The sequence below is a fragment of the Myroides albus genome (genome assembly GCF_009711045.1).
GTDB classification, from domain to species: domain Bacteria; phylum Bacteroidota; class Bacteroidia; order Flavobacteriales; family Flavobacteriaceae; genus Flavobacterium; species Flavobacterium album_A.
The window spans coordinates 42,734-68,071 of record NZ_WMJX01000006.1; the positions used below are offsets into that span (position 1 = coordinate 42,734).

The 25,338-nt window shown below is 33.3% G+C and carries 23 protein-coding genes and 1 other RNA gene; 18 read left to right on the forward strand and 6 right to left on the reverse strand.

From position 1 onward, the window contains the following. Window positions 1–6: 6 nt before the first annotated feature. From GJV76_RS04560 to GJV76_RS04575, 4 genes are read left to right on the forward strand one after another with little or no spacing between them, the layout of a single operon-like run. Window positions 7–3,165 carry an efflux RND transporter permease subunit gene (locus GJV76_RS04560; protein WP_155091459.1) on the forward strand — a complete coding sequence of 1,053 codons (3,159 nt, stop codon included), beginning with the start codon at window positions 7–9 and terminating at the stop codon, window positions 3,163–3,165. 4 nt (window positions 3,166–3,169) lie between these two features. Beyond that, complete coding sequence (locus GJV76_RS04565) at window positions 3,170–4,249, forward strand: efflux RND transporter periplasmic adaptor subunit (protein WP_155091460.1); 1,080 nt, start codon at window positions 3,170–3,172, stop codon at window positions 4,247–4,249. A gap of 21 nt (window positions 4,250–4,270) precedes the next feature. Further along, on the forward strand, window positions 4,271–4,738 hold the full coding sequence (locus GJV76_RS04570; protein WP_155091461.1) for a hypothetical protein: 468 nt from the start codon (window positions 4,271–4,273) through the stop codon (window positions 4,736–4,738). Between the two features lie 46 nt (window positions 4,739–4,784). After that, entirely contained in the window at window positions 4,785–5,360 is a 576-nt protein-coding gene (locus tag GJV76_RS04575) for a helix-turn-helix domain-containing protein (RefSeq protein WP_155091462.1), read from the forward strand. A gap of 167 nt (window positions 5,361–5,527) precedes the next feature. Here the strand turns inward: GJV76_RS04575 and GJV76_RS04580 are convergent, their stop codons facing one another. After that, a complete protein-coding gene (locus GJV76_RS04580) occupies window positions 5,528–5,746 on the reverse strand; it encodes a putative signal transducing protein (RefSeq protein WP_155091463.1) in 219 nt (72 codons plus the stop codon). A 233-nt stretch (window positions 5,747–5,979) separates the two neighbouring features. Between GJV76_RS04580 and GJV76_RS04585 the strand changes: the two genes are divergently transcribed. From GJV76_RS04585 to GJV76_RS04605, 5 genes are all read left to right on the forward strand, one after another. Next, the gene (locus GJV76_RS04585; RefSeq protein ID WP_155091464.1) at window positions 5,980–6,678 is read left to right on the forward strand and encodes a carboxylesterase family protein; all 699 of its coding nucleotides are present in this window, start codon (window positions 5,980–5,982) and stop codon (window positions 6,676–6,678) included. Between the two features lie 126 nt (window positions 6,679–6,804). Continuing rightward, window positions 6,805–7,494, forward strand: a complete 690-nt coding sequence (locus GJV76_RS04590; RefSeq protein WP_155091465.1) for an HAD family hydrolase — start codon at window positions 6,805–6,807, stop codon at window positions 7,492–7,494. A 129-nt stretch (window positions 7,495–7,623) separates the two neighbouring features. Continuing rightward, window positions 7,624–8,538 (forward strand): hypothetical protein, encoded by a 915-nt coding sequence (locus GJV76_RS04595; RefSeq protein WP_155091466.1) that lies wholly within the window; start codon window positions 7,624–7,626, stop codon window positions 8,536–8,538. Between the two features lie 93 nt (window positions 8,539–8,631). Further along, window positions 8,632–9,204 carry a Crp/Fnr family transcriptional regulator gene (locus GJV76_RS04600; protein ID WP_155091467.1) on the forward strand — a complete coding sequence of 191 codons (573 nt, stop codon included), beginning with the start codon at window positions 8,632–8,634 and terminating at the stop codon, window positions 9,202–9,204. A 69-nt stretch (window positions 9,205–9,273) separates the two neighbouring features. Continuing rightward, window positions 9,274–10,251, forward strand: coding sequence for a quinone oxidoreductase family protein (locus GJV76_RS04605; RefSeq protein ID WP_155091468.1), 978 nt, complete (start codon window positions 9,274–9,276; stop codon window positions 10,249–10,251). Window positions 10,252–10,416: 165 nt separating this feature from the next. On the opposite strand, the gene GJV76_RS04610 is transcribed toward GJV76_RS04605, so the two are convergent. Further along, window positions 10,417–12,603: a S9 family peptidase gene (locus tag GJV76_RS04610; RefSeq protein WP_308860673.1), complete on the reverse strand. Its 2,187-nt coding sequence runs from the start codon at window positions 12,601–12,603 to the stop codon at window positions 10,417–10,419. Window positions 12,604–12,902: 299 nt separating this feature from the next. Here GJV76_RS04610 and GJV76_RS04615 point away from each other — a divergent pair, with 299 nt between their 5' ends. Both GJV76_RS04615 and GJV76_RS04620 read left to right on the forward strand, forming a co-directional pair. Further along, window positions 12,903–13,607 (forward strand): SDR family oxidoreductase, encoded by a 705-nt coding sequence (locus tag GJV76_RS04615; protein ID WP_155091470.1) that lies wholly within the window; start codon window positions 12,903–12,905, stop codon window positions 13,605–13,607. 22 nt (window positions 13,608–13,629) lie between these two features. After that, the gene (locus GJV76_RS04620) at window positions 13,630–14,028 is read left to right on the forward strand and encodes a DoxX family protein (RefSeq protein ID WP_155091471.1); all 399 of its coding nucleotides are present in this window, start codon (window positions 13,630–13,632) and stop codon (window positions 14,026–14,028) included. Between the two features lie 49 nt (window positions 14,029–14,077). Here GJV76_RS04620 and GJV76_RS04625 read toward each other — a convergent pair whose 3' ends face one another. Next, entirely contained in the window at window positions 14,078–14,698 is a 621-nt protein-coding gene (locus tag GJV76_RS04625) for a class I SAM-dependent methyltransferase (protein WP_155091472.1), read from the reverse strand. A 172-nt stretch (window positions 14,699–14,870) separates the two neighbouring features. On the opposite strand from GJV76_RS04625, the gene GJV76_RS04630 reads away from it, so the two are divergent. The 3 genes from GJV76_RS04630 (at window position 14,871) to GJV76_RS04640 (ending at window position 16,824) form a co-directional block, all read left to right on the forward strand. After that, window positions 14,871–15,290, forward strand: coding sequence for a DoxX family protein (locus GJV76_RS04630; protein WP_155091473.1), 420 nt, complete (start codon window positions 14,871–14,873; stop codon window positions 15,288–15,290). Window positions 15,291–15,542: 252 nt separating this feature from the next. After that, complete coding sequence (locus tag GJV76_RS04635) at window positions 15,543–15,845, forward strand: thioredoxin family protein (protein WP_155091474.1); 303 nt, start codon at window positions 15,543–15,545, stop codon at window positions 15,843–15,845. A gap of 148 nt (window positions 15,846–15,993) precedes the next feature. Continuing rightward, complete coding sequence (locus GJV76_RS04640) at window positions 15,994–16,824, forward strand: hypothetical protein (protein WP_155091475.1); 831 nt, start codon at window positions 15,994–15,996, stop codon at window positions 16,822–16,824. Between the two features lie 690 nt (window positions 16,825–17,514). On the opposite strand, the gene GJV76_RS04645 is transcribed toward GJV76_RS04640, so the two are convergent. Continuing rightward, window positions 17,515–18,681, reverse strand: a complete 1,167-nt coding sequence (locus tag GJV76_RS04645) for an immunity 26/phosphotriesterase HocA family protein (RefSeq protein ID WP_155091476.1) — start codon at window positions 18,679–18,681, stop codon at window positions 17,515–17,517. Window positions 18,682–18,948: 267 nt separating this feature from the next. Continuing rightward, window positions 18,949–19,347, reverse strand: a transfer-messenger RNA (tmRNA) gene (gene ssrA / locus GJV76_RS04650). Between the two features lie 266 nt (window positions 19,348–19,613). Between ssrA and GJV76_RS04655 the strand changes: the two genes are divergently transcribed. Beyond that, window positions 19,614–20,822 (forward strand): NAD(P)-dependent oxidoreductase, encoded by a 1,209-nt coding sequence (locus GJV76_RS04655; RefSeq protein ID WP_155091477.1) that lies wholly within the window; start codon window positions 19,614–19,616, stop codon window positions 20,820–20,822. 49 nt (window positions 20,823–20,871) lie between these two features. On the opposite strand, the gene GJV76_RS04660 is transcribed toward GJV76_RS04655, so the two are convergent. After that, window positions 20,872–23,175: an FUSC family protein gene (locus GJV76_RS04660; protein WP_155091478.1), complete on the reverse strand. Its 2,304-nt coding sequence runs from the start codon at window positions 23,173–23,175 to the stop codon at window positions 20,872–20,874. Window positions 23,176–23,319: 144 nt separating this feature from the next. Between GJV76_RS04660 and def the strand changes: the two genes are divergently transcribed. The 3 genes from def (at window position 23,320) to mazG (ending at window position 25,260) form a co-directional block, all read left to right on the forward strand. Continuing rightward, on the forward strand, window positions 23,320–23,907 hold the full coding sequence (gene def / locus GJV76_RS04665) for a peptide deformylase (RefSeq protein ID WP_155091479.1): 588 nt from the start codon (window positions 23,320–23,322) through the stop codon (window positions 23,905–23,907). 64 nt (window positions 23,908–23,971) lie between these two features. Further along, window positions 23,972–24,397, forward strand: a complete 426-nt coding sequence (locus GJV76_RS04670) for a DUF5606 family protein (protein WP_155091480.1) — start codon at window positions 23,972–23,974, stop codon at window positions 24,395–24,397. Window positions 24,398–24,480: 83 nt separating this feature from the next. Continuing rightward, entirely contained in the window at window positions 24,481–25,260 is a 780-nt protein-coding gene (mazG, locus tag GJV76_RS04675) for a nucleoside triphosphate pyrophosphohydrolase (protein ID WP_155091481.1), read from the forward strand. Window positions 25,261–25,338 lie beyond the last annotated feature (78 nt).

Genomic DNA, 25,338 nt, shown 5'->3' on the forward strand with positions numbered 1-25,338 from the left:
AAAAAGATGAATTTAATACGTTTTGCTTTGCGCAAACCAATATCAATTATGGTATTGGTATTGGGACTGTTATTCTTTGGAGTAAAGTCATCTAAAGATATCCCTGTTGATATTTTACCCGAGATGAACCTGCCAGTGGTTTATATAGCCCATTCATTCAATGGGTATACACCACAACAAATGGAAGGTTATTTTACAAAGATGTATGTAAATATGATGTTGTTTGCCAATGGCATCAAGAGTATAGAAACAAAAAACACACAAGGGTTGACCTTGATGAAAATAAATTTCTACGAGGGAACAGATATGGGAGAAGCGATTGCCTCAATTTCCGCTCTGTCTAATCGTTCAGTTATATTTTTACCACCAGGAGCACCGCCTCCCTTTATTATTCGATTTGACGCATCTTCTCAACCTGTAGGGCAGTTGGTCTTTAGATCGAATACTAAAACTAATAATGAATTACAAGATATTGCGAATTTTGCAGCAAGGCCTCATTTGATTAAAATTCCAGGATTAACAACTGCACCTCCTTTTGGTGGGTCTCCGCGTACTATAGAGATTAATATTGATCCGAATAAAATTCGTACACATCAGATTTCTCCAGAACAAGTTGTTGAGGCAATCACTCGTCAAAACGTGACTATGCCTTCTGGAAATATTTACGTTGGAGATAAAAACTATTTAACACCAACAAACAATACGCTTAAAACAGTCGAGGAGTTTGGTGATATTCCCCTGTTCAAAGGACAAGTAGACAACGTGTATATTCGCGATATTGCTACTGTAAAAGATGGTGCAGATATAACAACAGGGTATGCCCTTGTCGATGGTAAGCGTTCTGTATATATCAACATTGCCAAGTCAGGTAAAGCTTCTACTTATGATGTAGTAGAGAAACTAAAAGAGTCTATTCCTCATATACAGAGAAACTTACCTGAAGATGTGAAAATCTCCTATGAGTTTGATCAATCTGTCAATGTAATCAATGCTGTAAAGAGCTTAATTGTAGAGGGAGTTTTAGGTGCTTTATTGACTGGACTTATGGTCTTGATGTTCCTAAGAGATCCAAGAGGAGCTTTTATTGTTATTCTTACCATACCAATTGCCATTATTTCATCAGTATTATTTTTGAAATTATTTGGTCAGACTATAAATATTATGACCTTATCAGGTTTAGCTTTAGCTATTGGTATTTTAGTAGATGAAAGTACGGTTACTATAGAAAATATACATCAACATTTGGCCTTAGGTAAGAATAAGGCACAAGCTATTTGGGATGCGTGTAAGGAAATAGCTTTTCCTAAGCTATTGATTTTGTTCAGTATTCTGGCCGTTTTTGCACCAGCTTTTATGATGACTGGTATACCAGGTTCGCTGTTTATGCCTTTGGCAATGGCTATTGGTTTTGCAATGACAGTATCATTTTTGCTCTCACAGACTTTTGTTCCTATTATGGCCAATTGGATGATGAAATACGATATAGCTAAACACAACCTACCAGAGAAGGCAAGTGGCTTTGACAAATTTAAGAATCGCTTTGTCGCTTTGGTGGATCGAATGATGCCAAGTAAACGCATTATTGTAATCTTCTCAACCGTTATCGCTTTGATTAGTGTAGCAATTTTATATGTCAACATTGGAAAAGACGTCCTTCCTACTGTTAATTCAAGTCAGGTTCAATTAAGAATTACCGCTCCTGAAGGAACGAGAATTGAGCATACTGAAAAAAAGATAAAATCAGTATTGAAAGAAATAGAGGATTTATACGGCAAAGAAAAGATTGCTATTTCCTCTGCCTTTATAGGACAACATCCCTCATCGTTTGCTGTTAGCCCGATTTACTTATACAATGCTGGACCACACGAAGCGTTGATGCAGATTTCGTTTAAGGATTTCAAGGGTAATACGGACGAATTGAAAGATGAAATAAGACAGAGAATAAAACAGACATTGCCCGAGTTAAAACTAACTTTTGAACCTATTGAGTTAACGGAGAAGATCTTGAGTCAAGGGACCAATACACCAATTGAAATACGCGTATCTGGTATGATGAGAAAAATGAATATGATGGTAGCTAATAAGTTATTGGTCAAACTCAATCAGATAGACTATATGCGTGACCAACAAATGCCAATCTCGATGAATTATCCTTCTTATGAGATTAATATTGATAGAGTACGCGCAGCACAATTGGGGTTAGATGCAATGGATATTGCCAAATCATTAGTTGCTACAACAGCTTCTTCCAGATATACTAATCGCAATATGTGGGTAGGAGGTATGATGGGGATTGCCTATGACGTGCAAGTTCAAATGCCTCAAAATCAATTAAACAGCAAGCAGGAGTTAGAGAGTATTCCATTGACTAAGAATGCAGATCGCCCAGTTCTAAGTGATGTAGCAACAATTACTGAAAGTAAAGCTTTAGCAGAAAGTTATAATGAAGGAACCATGGGATATGTCACCGTTATTGCCAATATACATCAGACAGATTTGAATCGAGCAAAGCAAGATGTAGAAAAAGCTATTGCAGAGTTGGGAGAATTGCCAAAAGGAGTAAACGTTGAATTAAAGGGAATGGCCCCTGTTTTGGACGAAACAATGAAGAGCCTTGCTAATGGATTGTTAGTTGCCATTGTCGTTATTTTTTTAATGTTGACTGCTAACTTCCAATCGTTTAAAGTGTCGTTTGTGATTTTAACTACCGTTCCCTTTGTGATGTTGGGCTCATTGAGTTTACTTAAACTAACGGGATCGACTGTAAACCTACAATCATATATGGGAATAATTATGTCTGTAGGTGTATCCATAGCAAATGCAGTATTGTTAATTAACAATGCAGAGACTTTGAGAAAATCAGGTTGGAGTGCAACAGCCTCTGCTATAGAAGCAACCAAACTGCGCATTCGTCCAATAGCAATGACGACTTTAGCAATGATTGCGGGAATGATGCCTATGGCCATAGGATTTGGTGAAGGAACAGAGCAGGTAGCTCCATTAGGTAGAGCTGTGATAGGAGGCTTATTCGCCTCGACTTTCTCTGTACTAATAATTTTGCCTATGGTTTTTGCATGGGTAATGAATAAATCTACAAGACAGTCACCGTCGTTAGACCCAGAAGATAAAGAAAGTATCCATTATTTACCAGTTGATAATAAGTAATAAAATGAAAAGAGTATATATCGCTATATTGAGTTTAATTGTACTTGCTGGGTGCAATAAAAAAGAAGAACAGCCTGTACAGGCAAATGAGCAACAACAAATGAATATGATGCTCACAGAGACTTTTGAACTAAAGAAGTCTAATCCTCATGTAAAATTACAACTCCCAGCAGAAATTAGAGCGGATCAACGCACCGAGATATTTGCTAAGGTCAATAGTTATGTAACAGATCTAAAAGTAGATATAGGAGATAGAGTTAAAAAGGGGCAAGTATTGATGATTTTGAACGCTCCGGAACTACAAGCTCAAGTGCTCAGTGCAGAAGCTAAATACAAGGCCCAAGAAGCAAATTATATCTCATCTAAAGCTACGTATGATAGAACATTGAAAGCAAATCAAACCCAAGGGGCTATTGCTCCGGATTTTTTAGAGCAAATTACGGCTAAAATGCTTGCAGATCAGGCACAATTGAATGCTCTAAAAGCTGCTTATCAAGAGGTTAAAAGTATTGATCAATATTTAGTTATTAAAGCGCCCTTTGACGCAGTAGTTACCAGTAGACAAGTGGATGTAGGTGCTTATGTAGGGCCAATGAATAAAACGCCTTTACTTATTGTAGAGGATACCAATAAGTTGAGATTAAACTTATCCATATCGGAGGCTAATACACCGTATTTGCAAATGGGTGATACAGTTTCCTTTACTGTACGAACCATGCCTCAGGATAGATTTAAAGCTATAATTACGCGTAAGGCTGGAAGTTTAGATCTTAAATTGAGATCAGAACAAGTACAAGCAGATTTAGATAATAGCAAAGGATTGCTAAAGCCTAATATGATTGCCGATGCTGTTGTACAACTCAAAGCAAAACAGGCGAGTTTCTTTGTGCCTAAATCAGCATTAGTGGAGAGTAACTTGGGCTTATACCTTATTGAAAATAAAGCAGGCATCGCTCATCATCATAAAGTTAGAAAAGGTAGAACAATGCCAATGATGATAGAGGTATTTGGAGATCTTCACGAAGGGATGAGAATGCTTAAAATGGCAACAGAAGAAATTGCCGATGGGTTAAAAATCAATTAATAATTAGTAAAACAAAAGAGAATGAAATTAATTAGTTTAAAAGGTATTGCACTGTTTGTTACTGCACTTTTAATGATTGCTTGTGGGCAAAAAGAAAACAACACAACAGTTGTTAAAACAACTTCAATGGAAGAAATACATCAAAGTTTACCAAAACAAGAAAACAAAGAGGTGACAAGTAATACTTCCTATAAGAAGGGTGATCACGTTCCTTCTGATTTAGTTTGCATGGTTAATGATGCTTACATGGGGGGAAACAAACAATTAGAAGTCCCTTTTGAGGGGAAGATGTATTATGGTTGTTGTCAGATGTGTCAGAGTCGAATACCACAAGATAATTCAGTTCGATTTGCATTAGATCCTTTTAGCTTAAAGCAAGTGGACAAAGCTTTGGCTTATATTGTTATCATTGGCAATAATGGAGAAGTGGCTTACTTTGAAAATGAGAGTAACTACAAATCACTACTTGCGCAAGCAAAAGAAGCATAACTTAATCATGGGGCTATGCCTTAGCCCCATAATACTTTAAACAAATATGGAAACTAATAGCGTTTTACATATAAAGAATATGGTTTGCCACCGTTGTGTACTCGTGGTAGATCAAGAACTAAAGAAATTAGGTGTACTTGAAGCCACTGTTACTTTGGGAAAAGTAATATTGCATTATCCACTTGCGAGTTCTACGATGCTGCTATTTGAAAAGAAATTACAAGCCTTGGGATTTGAGTTAATTAAGAATAGGCGTGGAGCCATAGTAGAGCAAATCAAGAATTTAGTAATTAAGATTGTCGATGCTGATGAGAAGTTAGCTATTAATATGTCCTACTATCTCAGTGAACAATTGGATGTTGAATATAGTTATGCCAGTAAATTATTCTCTGAAAGTGAAGGGATTACTATTGAACGTTATTATATACTACTGAGAATTGAGCGAGTAAAAGAGTATATTTCTTATGGTGAATTGTCTTTAGTAGAGATAGCAACTAAACTGTACTACAATGATTTAAGCCATATGAGCAAACAATTTAAAAATGTGATGGGAGTTTCTCCTTCAAAATATAAAAAAGATCAAGTCTTTCAAAGGAATCACTTAGATAAGATTATTACTTAATTTACTTTTGTGACCATATAAACTTGATATGGTCAGTTTTTCTATTTGTATTGCGGGGATGCTATGTATGGAGTATCCCCGTTTTTTATTGAGCTTTAATCATTTTTGTCAATTGCGAATTAAAAGCAATAAAATAGTAAACGGTTAGGTCACGACCTAACCGTTTACTATTCTTCTATATTATTCTGTTTGAGTAAATCTTGTGCTCGGTGTAAATCATTTTGATCGACAAATACATTTACAGCTTTACCGAGTATTCCATATCCTGCTGCAATACCAGACTCGATATCATCGCGAATAATGTATGCAATGCCATTTTCTTCTAAGAGATCTCTGACAGCCAATACCATTATCTCACTGCCAGCATATAATTTTTTGCTACTCATAATTGTTTGTGTTTTAATAAAGTAATTTACTCAAAAAAAATAAAATATCAGCAATTAAGAAGACTTTTAAGATAATATTATTTGTTTTGAATCCTATTATTATCAGAGTTCACTTATGAAGTTATTTAAACTTAGTAGTTCCCTTGCTTAAAAAGATTTATTTTTTAAAAAAAACACGGATTCTAAACCAACTAAAAACTCTAATTTCTTTGATTATATTTACTTCAAAAAGTATGCATATTATTAAAGTTTTAATCTGCTTGTTTACAGTGGTTAGTTTTGCTCAACCAAAAGCAGTAATAGATCAAACGACTTATCACTTTTGGCTAAACGAACCTAAAGTAGTAGAAGATAAAACTCCTTTGATTATCTTTTTACATGGTAAAAGTCTTTCCGGTACAGATATCAATAGGGTTAAGCGATATGGAGCCTTAAAGGGAATTGAGAAAGGGTTAGATATTCCCGCTTACTTAGTAGCACCTCAATTGCCTTCAGGACCTTGGAATCCTGATAAAGTAGAGGAAATAGTTACTTATATGATAAAACATTTCCCGATTGATGAATCTCGTATTTATGTGACTGGTATGAGTTTGGGGGCCTATGGAACCTTGAAGTACACAGCCAAATATCCAAATCGTGTAGCTGCTGCTATAGCAATTTGTGGTGGTGGAGAAAATAGAGATGCTTGTAGTTTGGCAAGCGTACCAATTAAGCTTATACATGGAGATAAGGACAACATTATACCAATGAAAGAATCCAAAAGCATCCTGAATGCCATTCAAAAGTGCGATTCTAATGCTCCTGTCGAGTTAGAAGTAATAAAAGGCGGAACACATGGAAGTGTAGAGGATCTATATAGACATATAGAACTATATAATTGGCTGCTTAAGCATCAAAAGAAAATAGAGACAGTGGAAATCTCTTTGCAATAGAATTACCTCTTATCATACTCAATAAGTTTACTAATTGTATTAAAGTGATTTCTAATAATAGACAAATGTCTTATCCGAGCTACTGGAAAGACCTTAAATTTACTGCCAAAATTAAGTTTAATAGGTATGAGTAATAGAATAAAGACCATCGCATTTGATGCAGATGATACACTATGGGATAACGAAATATATTATCAGCAAACAGAACAAGCTTTTTGTGAGTTATTAAAAGATTTTCTCCCAAAAGAAGATACTTCGAGAGTACTGTTTGAAACAGAAATGAGGAATTTAAGTCGTTATGGCTTTGGAGCCAAGAGCTTTTTACTTAGCTTATTAGAAACAGCTATGCAGATAACTCAAAGGAAAATGAATGATGTTTTGATGCAGCAAATTCTGGATTTAGGCCATGCTTTAATAGATAAGCCCATTACTTTATTAGATGGTGTACAGGAGACAATGGAGATTTTAAGTAAAGATTACACCCTTATTTTAGCAACTAAGGGAGATCTGTTAGATCAAGAACGCAAACTCAAGAACTCAAATTTAGGCAAGTATTTCGATCATGTGGAAGTCATGAGTGATAAGCAGACAGAAGATTACCACAAGTTAATTGACAAATTGAATATCACTGCCCCAGCATTTATGATGGTAGGAAATTCAGTAAAATCAGATATTATTCCTGTTTTAGAAATTGGAGCCAATGCCTTGCATATTCCCTTTCACGTAACTTGGGCGCATGAAGTAGTAGAAGCAGTTGACCATAAAGGATATTACAAATTAGATAACATCAGAGAAGTTGTTGATTTTCTCAAATAAGATTAAAACTCATCTACACCATAGATGAGTTTTGTGTTTCAAAAAAGATAACAAAAACTCAAAATTGTATAAAAGTTAAAGGGAGTTTTTCAAGTATTTTTGTCCACATAATCTTAGATCAATAGGCAAATGAATTATCTTTTAAACATTCCAAATAGAAAGAACTACTTAGTAGCCTTTACCTTTATTGTTAGTATGGTGGCCGCTGCAGTACTGTTTAAAGATAGAGAAATCGTGTTACCAGAGATAGCTGCACTGACAATTGGGCTATGGGTATTTCAGGAGAAAGCTTGGTTAAGACAACCTGAAAAGGTCTTTATTCTACCTTCCATTACCGCTTTTGTTGGATTTAGCATAAATATGTTAGAGATACCTTATGTCGTTAAAATAGTGGGAATATTGTTTTTCATGTTAATATTAATGAAAGTAATTAACTATAGTTTACCACCCGCTTTAGCTACTGGCTTTCTACCTATTGTTACTAATGCAACACATTGGTCTTTTGTATACGCTATTTTAGCTACTACTTTTATCTTGATGATTGGCATCTATTTATTTAAGTTAAACAAGAATATAGATAGAAATAGTAAAGTAAATACTACAGCAATGACTGTTTATGCAGGGATTGTTTTGAGTACTATTTTGATTGCACTGCTTTTTGGTAAGGAGAAATACGTTGTTATACCACCTATTGCTGTGGTTCTTTACGAGACACTGCATATGAAACAATATACAATTAAAATGGTAGTTAAACAGATAGCAGTATTGAGTTTGTCTATTTCTATAGGAGTAATCCTCTATCTTTGTATTTCCAATTGGATTGTAATTACTATATTGATGCTATTGTCAATATACTTTTTATTAGAGCTATTTCAAATGAAGATGCCACCAGCGTATGCTTTTCCTTTCTTAGTATTTATATTTTCTAAAGAACAGGTAATCAATTTGCCTTGGCTAACAGTTTTATTGAGTAGTTTTTCGCTATTCATAGCATTGGCATATCACCGATATTATTTATCAAAAAAGATAGTTCAATTAGATTGAGTATGTTTTTTTGACTCTGTCTGTAATTGAAAAATGTTGGTATCTTAGTAAAACCAATCAATTATAGCTTTTTAATTAGAAAACATTTAAGGTATGTTCGAATATATAGATAGAGAATCTGTGCTAACCAAATCATTTCTGGAAGAGTATCAATCTCATTTTAGAATAGAGTCATATCCGAGCAAAACAGTTTTATTAGCCCAAGGGCAAGTTGCTGAGAAAATCTTTTGGATTGAGAGTGGGTGTATGCGTATTTGGTTAAACAAAGATGGTCAAGAAGTTACCTTTCAATTCTTTCTTGAAAATAGCTTAGTTGCATCAATTGAAAGTTTTTGGCAGAGTACTCCCAGTCTATTTACGTTAGAGACTATAGAACCTACAACAGTTTGGGTCGCTGATAAGAAAGATCTCAAACCATTATTAGACAAGACTTTACAAGAAGAAGCTTATAGAAATCTGTTTATTGATGCTATTTTTCAGCGTACCTTTGATTATATGCAACGCAGTTTATCTTTTGTTCAATCTACTCCTGAACAGCGTTATTTAAATTTAGTTGAGCAGCGACCTGAATTAATAAAGCGCATTGCTCAACATTATATTGCATCTTATATCGGAATTTCTAAGGTACATCTAAGTCGTATCAAGAAAAAATTGCTCAAAAGCTAAATTGATAACAAATGTTATCGCTTTAGATGTAGAGCCACTACTACTTTTACAATCTAAATATTAAACAAAATGAAAGCAGTAATTGTAGAAGAAAAAGGGAAAACTCCCACTTATACTCCCAATTTTAAATCATCAAAGGCTATTGCGAAAAATGCTGTGCTTATGCGCGTTAAAGCTGTTGCTATTAAAAACTTAGATAGAGCCATAGCCAGTGGTAAGCATTATTCTGTGAGTACTAAGAGTTTCAATCCATTTGTCATAGGAACTGATGCTGTAGGTGAGCTTGAAGATGGCAGATTAGTATATGGATTTGGAATACAAGGAACTTTAAGTGAATATGCTTATGTAGATAAAAATCAGATAGTTCCGCTGCCTAAAGGAATGAATATAGCACTTGCGGCTGCTTTACCAAATGCTTTGATGGGGTCTGTTATAGCTCTGATGTTAAGAGCAAAGCTCAAAAAATCAGAAGTTGTACTGATAAATGGCGCAACAGGTGTAACCGGGCAAGTAGCAGTGCAAATGGCCAAATATTATGGGGCAAGTAAAGTATTTGTAACAGGTCGCAATGCTGATGCACTCAAAAAATTAGAACACTATGGCGCAGATCAACTTATCAGCTTAACTCAATCAAGTGAAGAATTAAGTCAACAAATACACAAATTAAATCAAGAGTTTCCTATTGACATCGTCATTGATTATTTATGGGGAGAGAGTGCAAGTGTCATACTAAACACTTTAAAAGACAAAGGAGCTTATCAACACCATACTCGATTTGTCAATGTGGGAGCTATGTCTGGTGATGATCTGCAGTTATCTTCTTCTATTTTAAGAGGAACTGATTTAGTCTTATTAGGCTCAGGATTGGGTAGTTGGCCTCAAGACGATATTGATCTTTTCTTTAGGGAGTTGCTACCAGAAGCTTTTAATTTAGCTTGTGAGAAGAAACTTTTTTTAGATACTATTTCCTATAATTGGAAAGAAGTAACACAAGTATGGAATCAATCATTAAAAAGCAATGTTAGACTTGTATTTGAAGTAGCATAGATAGGCTAACTTCTTCTTTTCTAATTTTGATAATCAATTGTATCAAGCGATAAAGCATTTACAAATTCGCAATAATTAACAAGTTAACCAACTGTTATTAAAAATGTTAATCAATCGAATATAAAATAACAAGAGGCTGTTTAACTAAACAGCCTCTTGTCTTATTTATTTTGTTGGTTTTTCTAAGAAGTCAAAGAAGTAATTTGCAATTTTTGTATTCAAATGAATTCTATCTTTCCCAAGTACATTATGTTCATGCGTTGGGTAAAGAAAATAGTCAACCTGTTTGTTCTCTTTGATACACGACTCTATGAACTCCATAGAATGCTGCTGTACAACTACAGGGTCTTGAGCTCCGTGAATAATAAGGAGTTTGTTATTTAATTTATCCGCCTTATTCAATAGACTTGTCTTTTCATATCCTTGAGGATTCTCTTGAGGCATATCCATATATCGCTCTCCATACATAATCTCATACATCTTCCAGTCCATAACTGGTCCTCCTGCAACTCCAACTTTAAATATCTCTGGATGATTGATAGATAGGGTAGTAGTCATAAAACCTCCAAAACTCCATCCATAAACACCGATTTTGTCTTGATTTACAAAAGAAAGTGATTTTAGGTATTCAACTCCTTTTAATTGATCCTGCATTTCAGCTTGTCCTAACTGTCTGTGAATTACTTGTTCGAAATCACGTCCTCTATTGAAGCTACCTCTATTATCTACAGTAAAGACAATATAACCGTTTTGGGCCATGTAGTGGAAGAATAAATTTGCTCCACCTAACCATGAGTTGGTAATAAGCTGTGCGTGAGGTCCACCATAAACATAAACCATTACAGGATATTTCTTGTTTGGATCAAAGTTTGTTGGATAAATAATTCGCGCGTTTAAATCTGTTTTATTGTCACCTGCTTTAAACTTAACCAATTCCATTTTAGGCATGTTAATCACACCTTGATAAGGATTAACAGCTTCAAATAACTCAATTTCTTTCTTATTATCCGTGTTTTGGACAACAGCTTTATTAGGAGTCTCTAAATTGTTGAATTGATCTAAGAAAACTGATTTACTCTTGTTTAAAACAACGTTGTGTGTTCCTGAAAGTTCAGTCAATTGCTCCGTTTTTCCCTTTTTTAAATTAACTCTAAAAAGTTGTCTATCTAACCCTTGATTAGTAACTCCTTCATAATAAGCGTGCTTTCCTTCATGATCGAATCCTAAGAATTTAGAAACTATGACATTCTCAAATCCTAACTTTTGTTCTAATTTGCCATCTGTATTATATAAATACATTTGTCTATATCCTTCTGATTCAGAGAAGTGAATAAACGATTTTTTATTAGGTGTAAAAACTAATCCTTGAGAAGGTTCAACATAGGTAGTCGCTTTTTCTTCAAATAATGTTTTTTCAAATGCACCTGTTGCAGCATTATACTGATTTAGTTTTAAATGGTTCTGATGACGGTTTAAAACTCCAACATATACATAATTACCAGAAGGATCCCAGGTTACCATCGTCAGAAATTGATCTTCATATCCAGTATCTAATGTTACTTTTTCTTTTGTAAGAACATCGAATATAACTAAAGAAACGCGTTCATTAGTCATACCAGCCATTGGGTACTTGATACTCTTATTTTCAGCTACTCGTTCACCCCATTGAACTAAAGGATAATCTGTAACTGTACTTTGGTCTTTTCTATAATACAATAATTGATCTTGTTTTGGGCTCCACCACATACCTGTGTCAATACCAAATTCGTTTCGGTGAGTACTTCCACTTCCATTAACAACATCAATATTGATATCTTCAGTAACAACCATATCAGCTCCTTTGTTGTCAGTAATCACGATATTATTGTCTTTTAACCAAGCAAGGTAGTTCTCATTGCGAGATATTGTTTGCTCTTGAGCAATACTATTGTATTTAAAGAAGTTAGTTACTTTTTGTTCCTTCGTATCTAATTTAATATTGTATTTAAACTTTTTCTCTTTGTCCATAACTGTAAAAACAGCGACATTGTCTTGTACCCATTTAAAATCAAATGGAATAGTGTTTAATTCAAAAGGACTGTTTTTAAAGTTCTGGTTTAAGATTAATTCAAGTTGCTTAGCTGTTAGAATAGTTTGGTCTTGCCATTTTAATTCTTTTGACTTTAAAAGTAAACTATCTCTTTGTGATGTTACAAAAGTAAAAGCACTATCATTCTTCCATTGAGGTTGAGCTAAGCTCTTTGGAGCAAAATGTGAATATTGTGCTCTTGTTGCCTCTGCAATAGTTAAATCTCTTTGTGCAAATAGTATATTACCCGTTAGTAGTAAAAATAGTAGCGAGCTTTTTTTTATCATATTTTTAAGTTTAAAAAGCTAATTTAAACTAATTGTGCTGTACATACAATATTCCTTTAAAAATAGAGGAGTAATCCCCTGTTAAACCCAAAAGCTCTTTGTCAAATTTAGCTTGTTATTTACCACCATAATCTTTAAATAAGTTGTCAATATTAAAATTATTGACGTTAAAACCTATTAGTTATTGTCATAATGCATAATTTTATTCTTTTACAAAAAGAACTTTTAGGCTTGAAAACTTGGATGAGAATAAATGCTCTTTTATTTTGTACTTTTATAAAAATAAACAAATACAAATGAAACAAATCAACGGGAAGGTAGTATATATCACAGGAGGAACCAAAGGAATAGGTAAAGGGATGGCAGCGGCACTTTTAAAAGAAGGTTGTAAAATAGCTATTAGTGGTCGTAAATTATCAGATGTAGAGTCAGTAGTCAGTGAATTTAATAGCAAAGACGTTTTGGCTATCAAATCTGATGTAAGAGATTATGGACAGGAACAAGCAGCAGTACAGAAAATTGTAGATACTTTTGGGCATTTAGACATCGTAATTGCCAATGCAGGTGTAGGTATTTTTTCATCTATCGAAGAAATATCAATTGAGGATTGGAATACAATGATTGATACCAATTTAACAGGAGTGTTTCATACCCTTAAAGCATCTGTTGCTCAATTAAAAGCAAATAAAGGATACTATATAAGTATTGCCAGCTTGGCTGGAATTAATTTCTTTGCTAATGGGACTGGATATAATGCAAGTAAATTCGGTGTTGTTGGTTTTACGCAAGCTGCCATGCTAGATTTGAGAAACCACGATGTAAAAGTAACTACTATTCTTCCAGGATCTGTATCAACAAACTTCAACAATCATATTCCAAGTGAGTTAGACGCTTGGAAGATTCAGCCAGAAGATATGGGAGAGTTAGTAGTAGATATTTTAAAGATGAATCCAAATGTTTTACCAAGTAAAATAGAGATTCGCCCAACCAAAACAAGTTAAAAATTCAAACAATATACAAACTATGGGAACAGACTTTGGAAAACTTCTTTTGAGATTAGGAGTTGGTGGACTGATGATTTTTCACGGAATTTATAAGTTGATTCACGGGCATGATTTCATTATTAATCAATTATCCGCTAAAGGCTTACCTACTTGGTTATGGTTAGGTGTGCCTATTGGAGAAGTAGTTGCACCTCTTTTTCTAATCTTAGGTATTGCATCGAGATTCTCGGCTGCTGTTATTGCCTTCACAATGGTAATGTCAATCTTCTTAGTAAACGGAATGGCTGTATTTAATACAACAAATACTGGAGGGTTAGCAGGTGAATTAAATCTACTTTTCTTATTTAGCTCTTTAGCTATTGCCTTTATTGGCCCAGGAAAGTTTAGACTATATAAAGGAGCTGGATTTTTAGCCTAAATACGATACAAAGAACAGAAAGAGGGTTTACATTAAAAGTAAATCCTCTTTACATTTTCCTTAAAATGACAAGACGCTCACTGAGGTGTTCTATCTCAAAACCAAACTGTTGACTAATAACTTCGAAAGTCTTAAAAGTATAAATAAAAACGTGTGTTTGATCTTTGCGGTAATACCAATTGACAAAATCAGTTTTCCCTGTGTAAAGATGAGTTTTGACAATTAACAAGCCACCTGTTTTCAATAGATTATAAAGTTTTGTTAGCTCTTGAAAAGGATTGTAGAAATGTTCAAATACTTCGCAGCTAAAAATAAAGTCATAGTTGTAATTTAAATAATCTTGATTCGGATAAAAAAAAGGGTCATATAAATTAATCTGATAGCCTTTTTCATTTAATTGCTTAGTAATAACAGGACCTTTTCCACAGCCATAATCTAAACCTAACATATCACTTGTACAGCGTTCTAAAATCGCGTTAGTTACAGGAGAAGTAAACTCTTGATAACCTATGTCATTAATATCGTTATTATGGCATTCGTAGTGTTTTTTCTCCTTATCAGGTGAAAAATAATATTGACTATCCTTAAGATAAGCTTCACAGTTGTCACAAATAAAATAAAACTCATCGACCTTTTTCTCTAAAGGCAAATTACATAAGGTACATTGCATTTGATAACTTCTTAATTTTGATCGAAAGTAAGTCTTTTTTTCAAATGCCTGTCTGATTTTAAATAGAATTGCCAAATATATATAAGAATAGACTCAATAAGTAACATTGGTTACAATCCAAACTGAGAATTGTTTCTATTTTTACCACTTAATGCTCTATAATTTAAAACAGATGAAACAGGAGATTAAAGTTAACCCATTTTCTCTACTCATATTAAGAGTAGCTCTAAGTGGTATTTTTATTGTTGCGGGTACCTCACACATTATTGCGCCTGACCAAGTAAGTAAACGAATTGCAAATGCGAATTTTGGCAATTTTGCACATCTATTTGGAGATCCTTATACTTTAGGGATCATCTCTGGTTATGCAATGATACTATTTGGTGTATTATTCCTAATCGGTTTTATGGTTAGATATGTTGCTGCGATTTTATTTGTCATACTCATTCCAATAACTATAACTATACAGATGGGAAATGGTTTGCTACATGGACCACTTTGGAAGAATATTGCCCTTTTTGGTGGCCTATTATTTTTTATACTTAATGACTTTAAATCCTGTAGTCTAATTTCTTGGAATAGATTTAAGTAACTCAGAGCTTTACAACCACAAAGTTTTAATATTTCTTGACTAAAGACCTTACTACTTACTGATTGTCTCCTTCAAAAGGAATTTAAACTAAAGATAAAATGCCTTCAATTCTTTAAGTAAGAATATATTCATTTTATTTACTTAGGCTTATATAGATTTAAAATTTGAACGCTATTAGTTTTGTTATATCAAATTAATAGTGTTTTTTTATTCAATAGAAATAGAATTTATTATTTAAAAAAACGATAAACAATGTATGAAGATATAGACTTTGACAATTTAGATCGTCCAATATTATTACAATTTTATGCTAATTGGTGTGCTCCTTGTAAAACCCTGTCAAAATATATTAATCACATAGAAGAAGACATTAAAGCTTATGTCGATTTTATAAAAGTAGATATTGATATAGATAAGGTACTAAAACAAGAGTTCTTTGTTCGCTCTGTACCAACACTTATTTTGGTTAATACAAAAGGAGATATCTATTGGCGCCAAACAGGTGTAGTTTCGCCTCAAGAAATTATTAAACACGTCAGTCAGGTAGAAAGGTAGGTACAAGATACAGGTTAGTAGATAGCTTCTAAATTTATGCTTCTAAAGAATAGTTAGACTTAAAACATTGCAGTGTTGATGAGTTTTCCTATTTTTAAGTAAAGTTAAAATCTTAAGTCTGTTTTCAAGTAAGAACAGCATTTTTATTATGAAATATTCAATACATATTTTTGTACTCACCAGTTTAGCTTTTCTTCTTTTTTCTTGCACAAAAAGCTATGAGTTAGAATCTAAGGATGCAGGAGAGCATGGTTACGAGGTTTGGCAAGGAAACTTTATAGTTCAAGATGGTGTACATATTCCTTTGTTATTTGGCGTTGAAGCAAAAGAAGGTACAAGGCAAGTACGCCTATTTAGTGGACCTGAATTAGCGCATTGGAGTTATTGGATTGATAGAGGAGATTCTATTAGTTTTCAATCTGGTCTACACAGCGAGTTTAAAGGTATTAGACAGGGTGATAAAATATCTGGAATCTATATAGATGGTGTTAGAACTAAGCAAGAACGTGCAAAGTTTGAAGTTCAAAAGGTAGAAAAACAAGAAACACCATTTCCTATCATAACTAATCCAAGTGCTATCTCGCCAATAGGTACTTGGGAACTCAATTTTGGACAGCTAAAAGATTTGAGTGATTCAAAAGAATTATTGAGATATAATATAGATAGAGTACAAACTTTTGATTTGTATAGAAACGGGAATGTTGTAATTGGAAAAGCATATGGAGCTGGCGGCATTCAAGGATTTGATGGAGTGATGACTTCCGATGGTTTTATATGCTCATCATTTCACCATTCTGAACCTTTTTTAATTGAGGCTACTTTTATAGACGAAAACACTTTTGATGTTGAAATTACATCAACTACAGATACATATAAAGCTATAGGAAAACGCAAATCACAAACTATTGAGGATACAGAGCATACAGAGTCTGTACTAAGAGGTATTTACTTAACCTTGAAAGGATTCTTTAGATGGTAATTAGAAGAACAAATCTATATTACATAAGGTCAATATAAGAATAGAAAAAAGATCATAGCTTTTAAGGTCTTGACTTATAGGTATTTATTCAACATAAAAGATTGGCTCAATTTAAGATTGGAACAAAATCACCAAAATTAAAGAACCAGATAACAAATTTAAAAAAAGCAGATTAGCATGTTCTATAAGAGCGGTTTGCTTGCACTTACTAGGGGATTCCTTGCACTTTTCTAGGGGTTTACTAGCCTAAAGCACGTTTTTGTCGAAGAAAGGTGCAAGAAACCCCCAAGCAATGTCTTAGTATATCGGAATAAATATTTAGGATGAATATCAATATACAACTAGATGCAATTAACTGTCAGTATAAAATGAATTGACAGTATTCAATATGATTGATTCTGGGTAGTTCGATTTTTTTTAAAACCTTTTTATATCAGATTATCTTAATTCAATTTATTAGATATTTCCCAGCAGAATTATATAAATGAATAGTATAAAAACTCAAAAAGGGGATGTACAAATAAGACATATAAAAAACCCTAACTATTTACTAATCAATAGTTAGGGTTTTTTATATGGATAATAAGTTGGATACTTTAGACTAATTCTTACTGCATTGAGACGCAGCCATTGATTAATGCTTCAATATTTTTATTCATAGCAGTCTAATTCATTTTCTAACTTTAAGTTTTAGTTATTAATTAGTTGTAAATTTTCTATATAGCTTTTATCCGCATCTAAGCCAAAAGCCTTAAATATCTCTCGTTTTATAGCAAGGTTGGCTGGATTTCTTAGATCAAACTGGGTGTCGTATTTTGCGGCTTCACTCTGCCAATATGGGAGATTCGAGTTTGCCTTGATACAGTCTTCAAGGCTATCGGTATCCAAACCAAAGCCCGAATCCTCTTTGCGATACGGATTTTCTTCATAGCCCAGATAAAGGCTGTCATCTTCATGTAGGAGATAGCGATCAAACACTTGCACATCTAGGGTACGAAACAGCATCCCATATTGAAGATAAACTGTTCGTGGTGAGTCACTACTAATACTTTTACTATAAGAAATCAGCATATCGTACTCCTGTGCTTGTAAAGGAAAATGACCAATTATTGGATTTTGTCCGTAGTAAAAATGGTTATCCATGATAATTTGAGAAGGTAGCGCAGGTGTTTGAGCAAGTGTTTGTAAATCTACGTTTTGAGTATTGCTTATTTTATGGTATATCTTGACAAGAAGACATTTTCCCATGAGATTCGTCAATCCAAAGTGCTCGTCACGCTTTATTTTATTGGTTTTAATCTGCTTTTGAACATCAAGGAGGATACGCCCAAAACCCCATTGTTTTCTTCCAATCTTGAAAGTAAAAAAGTCACCCTCAGCATACTTACAGTGCTGTCGATGGGCTTGGCTAAATTGTTTAATCGCTTCTAACTCTTGAGGAGTGGTATCCGCGATCCATTGGTCTAACCACAGCGGTAGGTCTTTTAGCTTTTGATTGGGCAGCTGTTCGCTGTAAAATGAGGTCTGAGTGGTATAGTTTGACAGCGTTAGGTATTCATTCCAAAAGGAAAAATAAACACCAATACCTTTAAAGGATTGAGAGGCCGTAAAATTGAGCTTTTTGCTCTTGCCTTTAGCTGTTTTAGGCAAGAGGATACTTCGATTCACTGCTGTTTTTTCATTAAGACTACGCTCAGTATAGCCTTGTTCTCCCACGCTTATTTCTTTGCGTATCGTATCTCCCTCAAAGTAATAATATTTGTCAAACAACGAAACGCGTTCCCAATGGGGTTCAACTAGTTCAAGGCCTAAATAAGTACGTTGTTCATTTGAAAGTTCAAAAGTTGGAGTATCCATTCTTTTTCGAATTAATATTTTATTTCTTAGACTTTTCGTAAAAATAAAGATAAAAAAGAAGGTATACCAAGGATTAAATATAAAATGAGGAATCTATATATATTAAAATTAGATATAATCTCTCAAAGTGTGTAGTCTACTGTTCATATTAATATAAAATCGCTTCAAAATAAATATGAATGTAAAAGTATCCCCAGAATAAAAGCGTACAAATCCGAGTATAAAAAAAGCCTAACTATTTACTTATCAATAGTTAGGCTTTTGTTTCTGTGGAGTCGCCGAGAATCGAACTCGGGTCCAAACAAGCAATCAGAAAGCTTTCTACACGCTTAGTTTTTTATTAGATTTTCGACCGTTGGCTTGGCAAAAAACAGCCACCAAAAGCTTAGTTTCTAAAATGTCAAGATGCTAGCGAAACAATAGACATCTCTAGGTTTATTTTACGGTTCCCCTTGACAAAGCGCCACAAACCAAGGCTCTTAAGGAGAATTCAGCTCTTCCACCTGGTGGAAACTAAAGGCAATCTTACTATAATTCAGATTAAGCAGCTAAAGCGTAGTTATTTTCGCCGTTTAAAAAGTTCGTTAGATGATATTTACGAGCAACCTAACAACGCTCGACGTGCTTACTAACTAATTCCACTCGCTGTCAAAACCGATCGACCCCATAGTGTTTTAGTTATCTAAACTTGTGCAAAAATACATTGTTTTTTACTGTTTTCAAAGTATTGCCAAGTAATATATTTTATAATAAAACAATTTTCTCACTAATATACTCTATAATAGTTTATTACTTTTTTGGTTATATTATAAAATGTACATTTTTAACTACAAGAATATGGCTTTTTTTAAAAGCAATTAATTATTTATTCAGAAATAATTCTATATTTGGAGAACCAAGAAAACCTATAAAAAACCAAACAAACTATTATTATGAAAATTGGAATTATTAAGGAGCGGAAGAACCCTCCTGATAGACGCGTTGTGCTTTGTCCTAAACAAGCAAAAAATGCCTTAGCAGCATATAATCAGCTTAGTATAGCTATAGAGCCGTCAGATATCAGGATTTTTTCAGATAAGCAATACATGGATGAAAACTTAGAAGTTAATTCAGATATGGATTCATGTGATATATTACTGGGGGTAAAAGAAGTTCCTGTCCAAGCACTTATACCAAATAAAACTTATATCTTCTTTTCGCACACAATAAAGAAACAAGAACACAATCGCAAGCTACTTCAAGCTTGTTTAGAGAAGAACATAAGATTAATGGATCACGAAACATTTGTTGATCAAAACAATAAGAGGATTATTGGTTTTGGTCGTTATGCTGGAATAGTTGGAGCATACAATACATTACGCGCATTTGGACTAAAGTATGAATTGTACAATATCGCAAAAGCGGAAACACTACTACACAAAGAAGATTTAGTTCACCGTTTAAAGAAGCAATTTTTTCCACCTATTAAAATCGTTGTTACCGGATCAGGTAAAGTTGCTAATGGCATTATAGAGATACTCGATGCTATTAAGATAAAAAGAGTGTCTCCAGAGCACTTTTTGAATCAAAAATACGATAGAGCTGTTTATACTCAAATCGGAGTTACTGACTATTATAAGAGAATAGACGGAAGTCCTGCTATCAAAGAAGATTTTTATGCTGATCCTGAACTTTTTGAGAGTGATTTTGAAAAGTACAGTAGAGTTTCTGATATTCTTATCACAGGCCACTTTTTTAAGAAGGGTTCTCCTGCAATACTTACCAAAGAAATGCTAAACTCAGCGCATAATCAAATAAAAGTAGTAGGGGATGTTTCCTGTGACGTAGATCACGGACCTATTGCTTCTACTTTAAGAGCCTCAACTGTTGCAGATCCTTTCTATGGATATCACCCAGGTAAAAATATAGAGGTAGAATTTGATCACCCAGCTGCTATTACCGTAATGGCTATAGATAACCTTCCTTGTGAATTGCCAAAAGATTCCAGTGAGGGATTTGGGGAGATTTTTGTTCGAGAAATTTTACCTGCTTTTTTTAATGGAGATAAAGACCAAATATTGGAAAAATCAACCATAACTAAAGACGGCAAACTAACACAGAAGTTTAGTTACCTTCAAGATTTTGTAGATGATAAAGAATAGATGTTAAATAAAAAGCCTTATGAAGATGTTTCATAAGGCTTTCTTTATTTTATTGAAGTTTTGTTTTACGCTTATTAAATAACGTTGTTGGAATATGTAGATTTATTTTAGTAGAATCATTTAATTCCTTTCTCTTATTTGAAATATTTGTACTGATTTTTAGAATTTTTTCAGACAATTGAGCCAACCACATTAGCTGTTCAATCACTAAAATAGATTCTTCCATTAAGTTTTTTATTTCCTCATCATCTGAATACTTTTTCTTTAATTCATATTCCCTTAAGTTTTTCAGGTATTCAAGACTGACATTATAGCTCGCAAGGATAGAATCTGTCACTAAATTTTCATGCAAATTAGCTACATTATATTGTTCTAAATACTCCACAGACATATCTAAGTTCTTATCAATATAATCCATAACAATATTAAAAGCTTCCGAAGCCTTAGTGGTGTGTTTGTGTTGAACATAGATACCAATAGAGGCTGCTGTTGATAAAAAAGTGTGATTAAGTACTGCTAATTCGTATATTTCAGATCGTAGAGTCTGCTTAGATTTAGGTTCTTGTATCATTCTTTGGAACGATGCCATTAAATTTCCTATTTCAATAAAAGCGTATTTACGAGCTAATTTATAAGGGAGGGTAACTTCACCTTTCTCATTATATAGTAAAGTAATCTCTTTCACATAATCTTTATTTGCTTTTACAGATTTAGAAAGATGTGTATTGACATTTAAAAACTCCCATGAAGGCCATAATAGATAATTTGCTCCAAAAGCTAAAACAGCCCCAATTACAGTATCTACAATTCTATAGAGTAATAAATCCATAAAATTTGGTGTCAATATAGCATAGATGAGTACAACGTACATGGTAATGAAGGTAACACCTACTTTATAATCAGTATGAGAAAACCAATACCCTATAATCATGGTAAAAATTGTTAAGTAGGCAATTACTGATACATTGTCTATAAATAACAATAATCCCAAGGCAAGTAATCCCCCTATAACTGTACCTATAACGCGTTCAAAGGCGCGCTGTTTGGTCAATCCAAAACCAGGTCTCATGATTACCACAATGGTTAATAAAATCCAATATGCGTTTAATAAAGCAAAAGCTTTACCTATAATAAAACCAACTAAAATGGTTAGTGTTAATCTTGTTGCATGTCTAAAGATCGTTGAAGTAAAGTTTAAGTTTTCTCTCAAAGTCTCCCAACGGTAGTGAACTGGAGTAAGGAACTTTTCCAAATCTTTAAACTTCTCTTTTACATCTGTAGTAAAAGCTTTTTCAATTAGAATCTTCTCTAAGATATGGATTTTAGCAATTTGGCTTTGAGCATAATGAAGAACATTAGAATACATCAGTACTGCTTCCATTTTATTCTCAGAGGTATTTTCTGTTGAAAACTCACTTAATTTGTTTTGTAATAATTCAATTTGTTGGTCTAACTTATACTTTGGTTGATACTTTAACCCCATATTTAACGCTTCACCTAACTCTTGAATTGTTAGAGAAAAGTCTTGAGCCAACTTTTGATAATCTTCGATAATATCAATTCTATCTTTAAAATACTCTCTTAATTTTTTGTGATCGAAAGAAGTAGAAGCTGCAATCTCTAATATTTCAACCAGGGTAGAGAATGCAACCAATAGGCGTCTATTATTTGAGGAGTTACTTGAGTTTGCTTTATTTCTGACTAAAAACTCACGTAAGTTTTCGTGTACTTCGTTCAGACTAACTTGAATTTTTAACTGTTCTTCAACTATCTTTTGAGTATCAGCTTTCTCAGACCACAGCATAGCGCGATACTTTAAGTAATCGGCTGTAAGTGTCATACATTCTGAAGTTTGTAAAACTCCATATCTACGAGGTCTAATAAAGTAAAAAATAACTGCAACCAATAAATAAAGCAATCCACCCAATAATAACATTAAACAGTGCATTAGTAAAGCATTTCCCTCATAGTTGTGAGCCAAACCTAAACTTGCTGCTAATAGGCCAGTAAAAGAGAGCATATTGGCACGATGTCCGTAAACGGAAATCATGCTTAAAGAAAATAGAATAAAGATAAAAATAGGGTAGAAGTACCAATGATTATTCGTTAGAGACAGCACAAGAGTAACAGCAGGGACAGTAAAAGCACCTACAAATAATCCGACTACCTTATCCTTTAAATTACTCGGAATATCTACTGGTGCGGTAAGCATGGCTCCCATAGCTGCAGCAAAGGCCCAGTTAAATTCTTTGTAAGGCATTAAAACCAAAAAAGGAATAACTGCTGATATTGTAATTTTTAATGAATCTCCAAGGTGTGAATTGTCTGTATATTTTCTTGCTTTAGTTAGCATAACTTGTTTGAGGTATTATAGCGTGAGTCTACTTTTTCAGTAAGCAAGATAAAACAATTTAAACATCAAAAATAATTTAGAAGATTATTTATTCGCTTATTTTTCCTTAATTTTGCTACTCAATTTTCGAGAAAAATAATAATTATGATATTGTCAGTAGTTGGGTATGGCGATCCTGTCTTAAGAAAAGTAGGAGAGAATATAACCCAAGATTACCCCGAATTAAAAGAGTTAGTGAATAATATGTACGAAACGATGTATTCTGCAAGTGGTGTTGGATTAGCTGCTCCACAAGTAGGACTACCTATTCGCCTATTTGTAATTGACGCAGCTCCTTTTGCTGAATTAGACGGGAATACAGAGGAAGAAGCAGCATTTTTAAAGACTTTAAAGAAAACATTCATCAATGCTAAGATCTTAAAAGAAGAAGGAGAAGAATGGGTGTTTAATGAAGGATGTTTAAGTATTCCAGATATACACGAAGGAGTTAAACGAAAAGAAAGAATCACCATAGAATATTATGATGAAAATTTCGTTAAACATGAAGAAGTATTTGACGGTTTAGCTGCAAGAGTTATTCAACATGAATACGATCACATTGAAGGTGTGCTGTTTACAGATAAACTTTCGACTTTAAAGAAGAAGCTTATTTCAAAAAAATTAAACAATATTTTGGAAGGTAAAATATTTACTGATTACAAAATGAAATTTGCTCAAAAAAAAGGTAGATAAATTAATTGGAAATTAACTAGTAATTAAGATATTTGTGCATCTTAATGTAAAAATTTAGAATAAAATGAGTTTAGAAAAAGTATTAGCTATTTCAGGAAAGCCAGGTTTATATGAGTTATTAGTGCAAACTCGCACAGGATTCGTAGCTGAATCAATAGCAGATGGGAAAAAAAGTACTGTAGGTTTAAGAAACAATGTTAGCTTGTTGTCTGAGATATCTATTTATACATACAATGATGAGATTAAATTATTTGATGTATTTAAAAATATTGCTACAAAAGAAAATAATGGAGAAGCTATTTCTCACAAAGCATCAAACCCAGAGTTAGTTGCTTACTTTAGAGAAGTTTTACCAGAATTTGACGAAGAAAGAGTATATGCTTCAGATATTAAAAAAGTATTAAACTGGTATAATATTCTTCAAAAAAGAGGAATGATTGCTGATGCTTTTAGCGCTGCAGAAAAGAAAGAAGAAGAAGAAGCTAAATAGTTTATTCTAAAATATAAATTTAAAGCTCGTAGATTTTATCTACGGGCTTTTATTTTTTAACTTGCTAGGTATAAAAACAAATTATGAACAATAGAAAAGAACAATTGGCCGCTGTTGAACGCCTTTTAGATATCATGGATGAATTAAGACTAAAATGTCCATGGGATGCTAAACAGACCTTTGAATCATTGAGAAATTTAACAATCGAAGAAGTTTATGAATTAACCGATAGCATTGATCAAAAAGATTATCCAGAGTTAAAAAAGGAGCTTGGAGATGTTTTAATGCACATTGTTTTTTATGCTAAGATAGGTAGTGAGCAAAACTTATTTGATATAGCAGATATAGCCAATAGCGTGTCTGATAAACTTGTTTATAGACACCCTCATATTTATTCTGATGTTGTAGTAGCTGATGAAAAGGAAGTAGAGTCGAATTGGGAAAAGCTAAAGCTCAAGGAAGGAAATAAATCTGTCTTAGGAGGTGTCCCTAAAGGTTTATCGGCAATGGTCAAAGCCTATAGAATACAAGACAAAACAAGTGGAGTAGGTTTTGATTGGCAGAACAAAGAAGATGTTTGGGCTAAGTTTGAAGAGGAAATCGAAGAATTTAAAGTAGAAGAGGTAAAAGGGGATAAAACACAAATGGAAGATGAATTTGGAGATATTTTATTCTCTTTGGTTAACTATGCGCGTTTTGTGAAAATAGATCCAGAACAAGCATTGGCTAAAGCGAATAACAAATTTATTAATCGTTTTCAAAAATTAGAACAACTTATTATCAAAGACAATAAAGTAATAAGTGACTTATCTGCTGAAGAACTAAATCAATATTGGATAGAAGTTAAGAAAATTGGTTTGTAACTTAAGATTCTTAATTTATTAAGTATAATAAACAAATATTAAAGTAACAATAGTATATAAAATAGAAAGTATCATTTT

What these genes read in the sequence shown, in the direction of transcription:
- GJV76_RS04560 (WP_155091459.1), top strand. Translation starts at nt 7, where the DNA reads ATGAATTTAATACGTTTTGCTTTGCGCAAACCAATATCAATTATGGTA.
- GJV76_RS04565 (WP_155091460.1), top strand. Translation starts at nt 3,170, where the DNA reads ATGAAAAGAGTATATATCGCTATATTGAGTTTAATTGTACTTGCTGGG.
- GJV76_RS04570 (WP_155091461.1), top strand. Translation starts at nt 4,271, where the DNA reads ATGAAATTAATTAGTTTAAAAGGTATTGCACTGTTTGTTACTGCACTT.
- GJV76_RS04575 (WP_155091462.1), top strand. Translation starts at nt 4,785, where the DNA reads ATGGAAACTAATAGCGTTTTACATATAAAGAATATGGTTTGCCACCGT.
- GJV76_RS04580 (WP_155091463.1), bottom strand. Translation starts at nt 5,746, where the DNA reads ATGAGTAGCAAAAAATTATATGCTGGCAGTGAGATAATGGTATTGGCT.
- GJV76_RS04585 (WP_155091464.1), top strand. Translation starts at nt 5,980, where the DNA reads ATGCATATTATTAAAGTTTTAATCTGCTTGTTTACAGTGGTTAGTTTT.
- GJV76_RS04590 (WP_155091465.1), top strand. Translation starts at nt 6,805, where the DNA reads ATGAGTAATAGAATAAAGACCATCGCATTTGATGCAGATGATACACTA.
- GJV76_RS04595 (WP_155091466.1), top strand. Translation starts at nt 7,624, where the DNA reads ATGAATTATCTTTTAAACATTCCAAATAGAAAGAACTACTTAGTAGCC.
- GJV76_RS04600 (WP_155091467.1), top strand. Translation starts at nt 8,632, where the DNA reads ATGTTCGAATATATAGATAGAGAATCTGTGCTAACCAAATCATTTCTG.
- GJV76_RS04605 (WP_155091468.1), top strand. Translation starts at nt 9,274, where the DNA reads ATGAAAGCAGTAATTGTAGAAGAAAAAGGGAAAACTCCCACTTATACT.
- GJV76_RS04615 (WP_155091470.1), top strand. Translation starts at nt 12,903, where the DNA reads ATGAAACAAATCAACGGGAAGGTAGTATATATCACAGGAGGAACCAAA.
- GJV76_RS04620 (WP_155091471.1), top strand. Translation starts at nt 13,630, where the DNA reads ATGGGAACAGACTTTGGAAAACTTCTTTTGAGATTAGGAGTTGGTGGA.
- GJV76_RS04625 (WP_155091472.1), bottom strand. Translation starts at nt 14,698, where the DNA reads ATGCAATGTACCTTATGTAATTTGCCTTTAGAGAAAAAGGTCGATGAG.
- GJV76_RS04630 (WP_155091473.1), top strand. Translation starts at nt 14,871, where the DNA reads ATGAAACAGGAGATTAAAGTTAACCCATTTTCTCTACTCATATTAAGA.
- GJV76_RS04635 (WP_155091474.1), top strand. Translation starts at nt 15,543, where the DNA reads ATGTATGAAGATATAGACTTTGACAATTTAGATCGTCCAATATTATTA.
- GJV76_RS04640 (WP_155091475.1), top strand. Translation starts at nt 15,994, where the DNA reads ATGAAATATTCAATACATATTTTTGTACTCACCAGTTTAGCTTTTCTT.
- GJV76_RS04645 (WP_155091476.1), bottom strand. Translation starts at nt 18,681, where the DNA reads ATGGATACTCCAACTTTTGAACTTTCAAATGAACAACGTACTTATTTA.
- GJV76_RS04655 (WP_155091477.1), top strand. Translation starts at nt 19,614, where the DNA reads ATGAAAATTGGAATTATTAAGGAGCGGAAGAACCCTCCTGATAGACGC.
- GJV76_RS04660 (WP_155091478.1), bottom strand. Translation starts at nt 23,175, where the DNA reads ATGCTAACTAAAGCAAGAAAATATACAGACAATTCACACCTTGGAGAT.
- def (WP_155091479.1), top strand. Translation starts at nt 23,320, where the DNA reads ATGATATTGTCAGTAGTTGGGTATGGCGATCCTGTCTTAAGAAAAGTA.
- GJV76_RS04670 (WP_155091480.1), top strand. Translation starts at nt 23,972, where the DNA reads ATGAGTTTAGAAAAAGTATTAGCTATTTCAGGAAAGCCAGGTTTATAT.
- mazG (WP_155091481.1), top strand. Translation starts at nt 24,481, where the DNA reads ATGAACAATAGAAAAGAACAATTGGCCGCTGTTGAACGCCTTTTAGAT.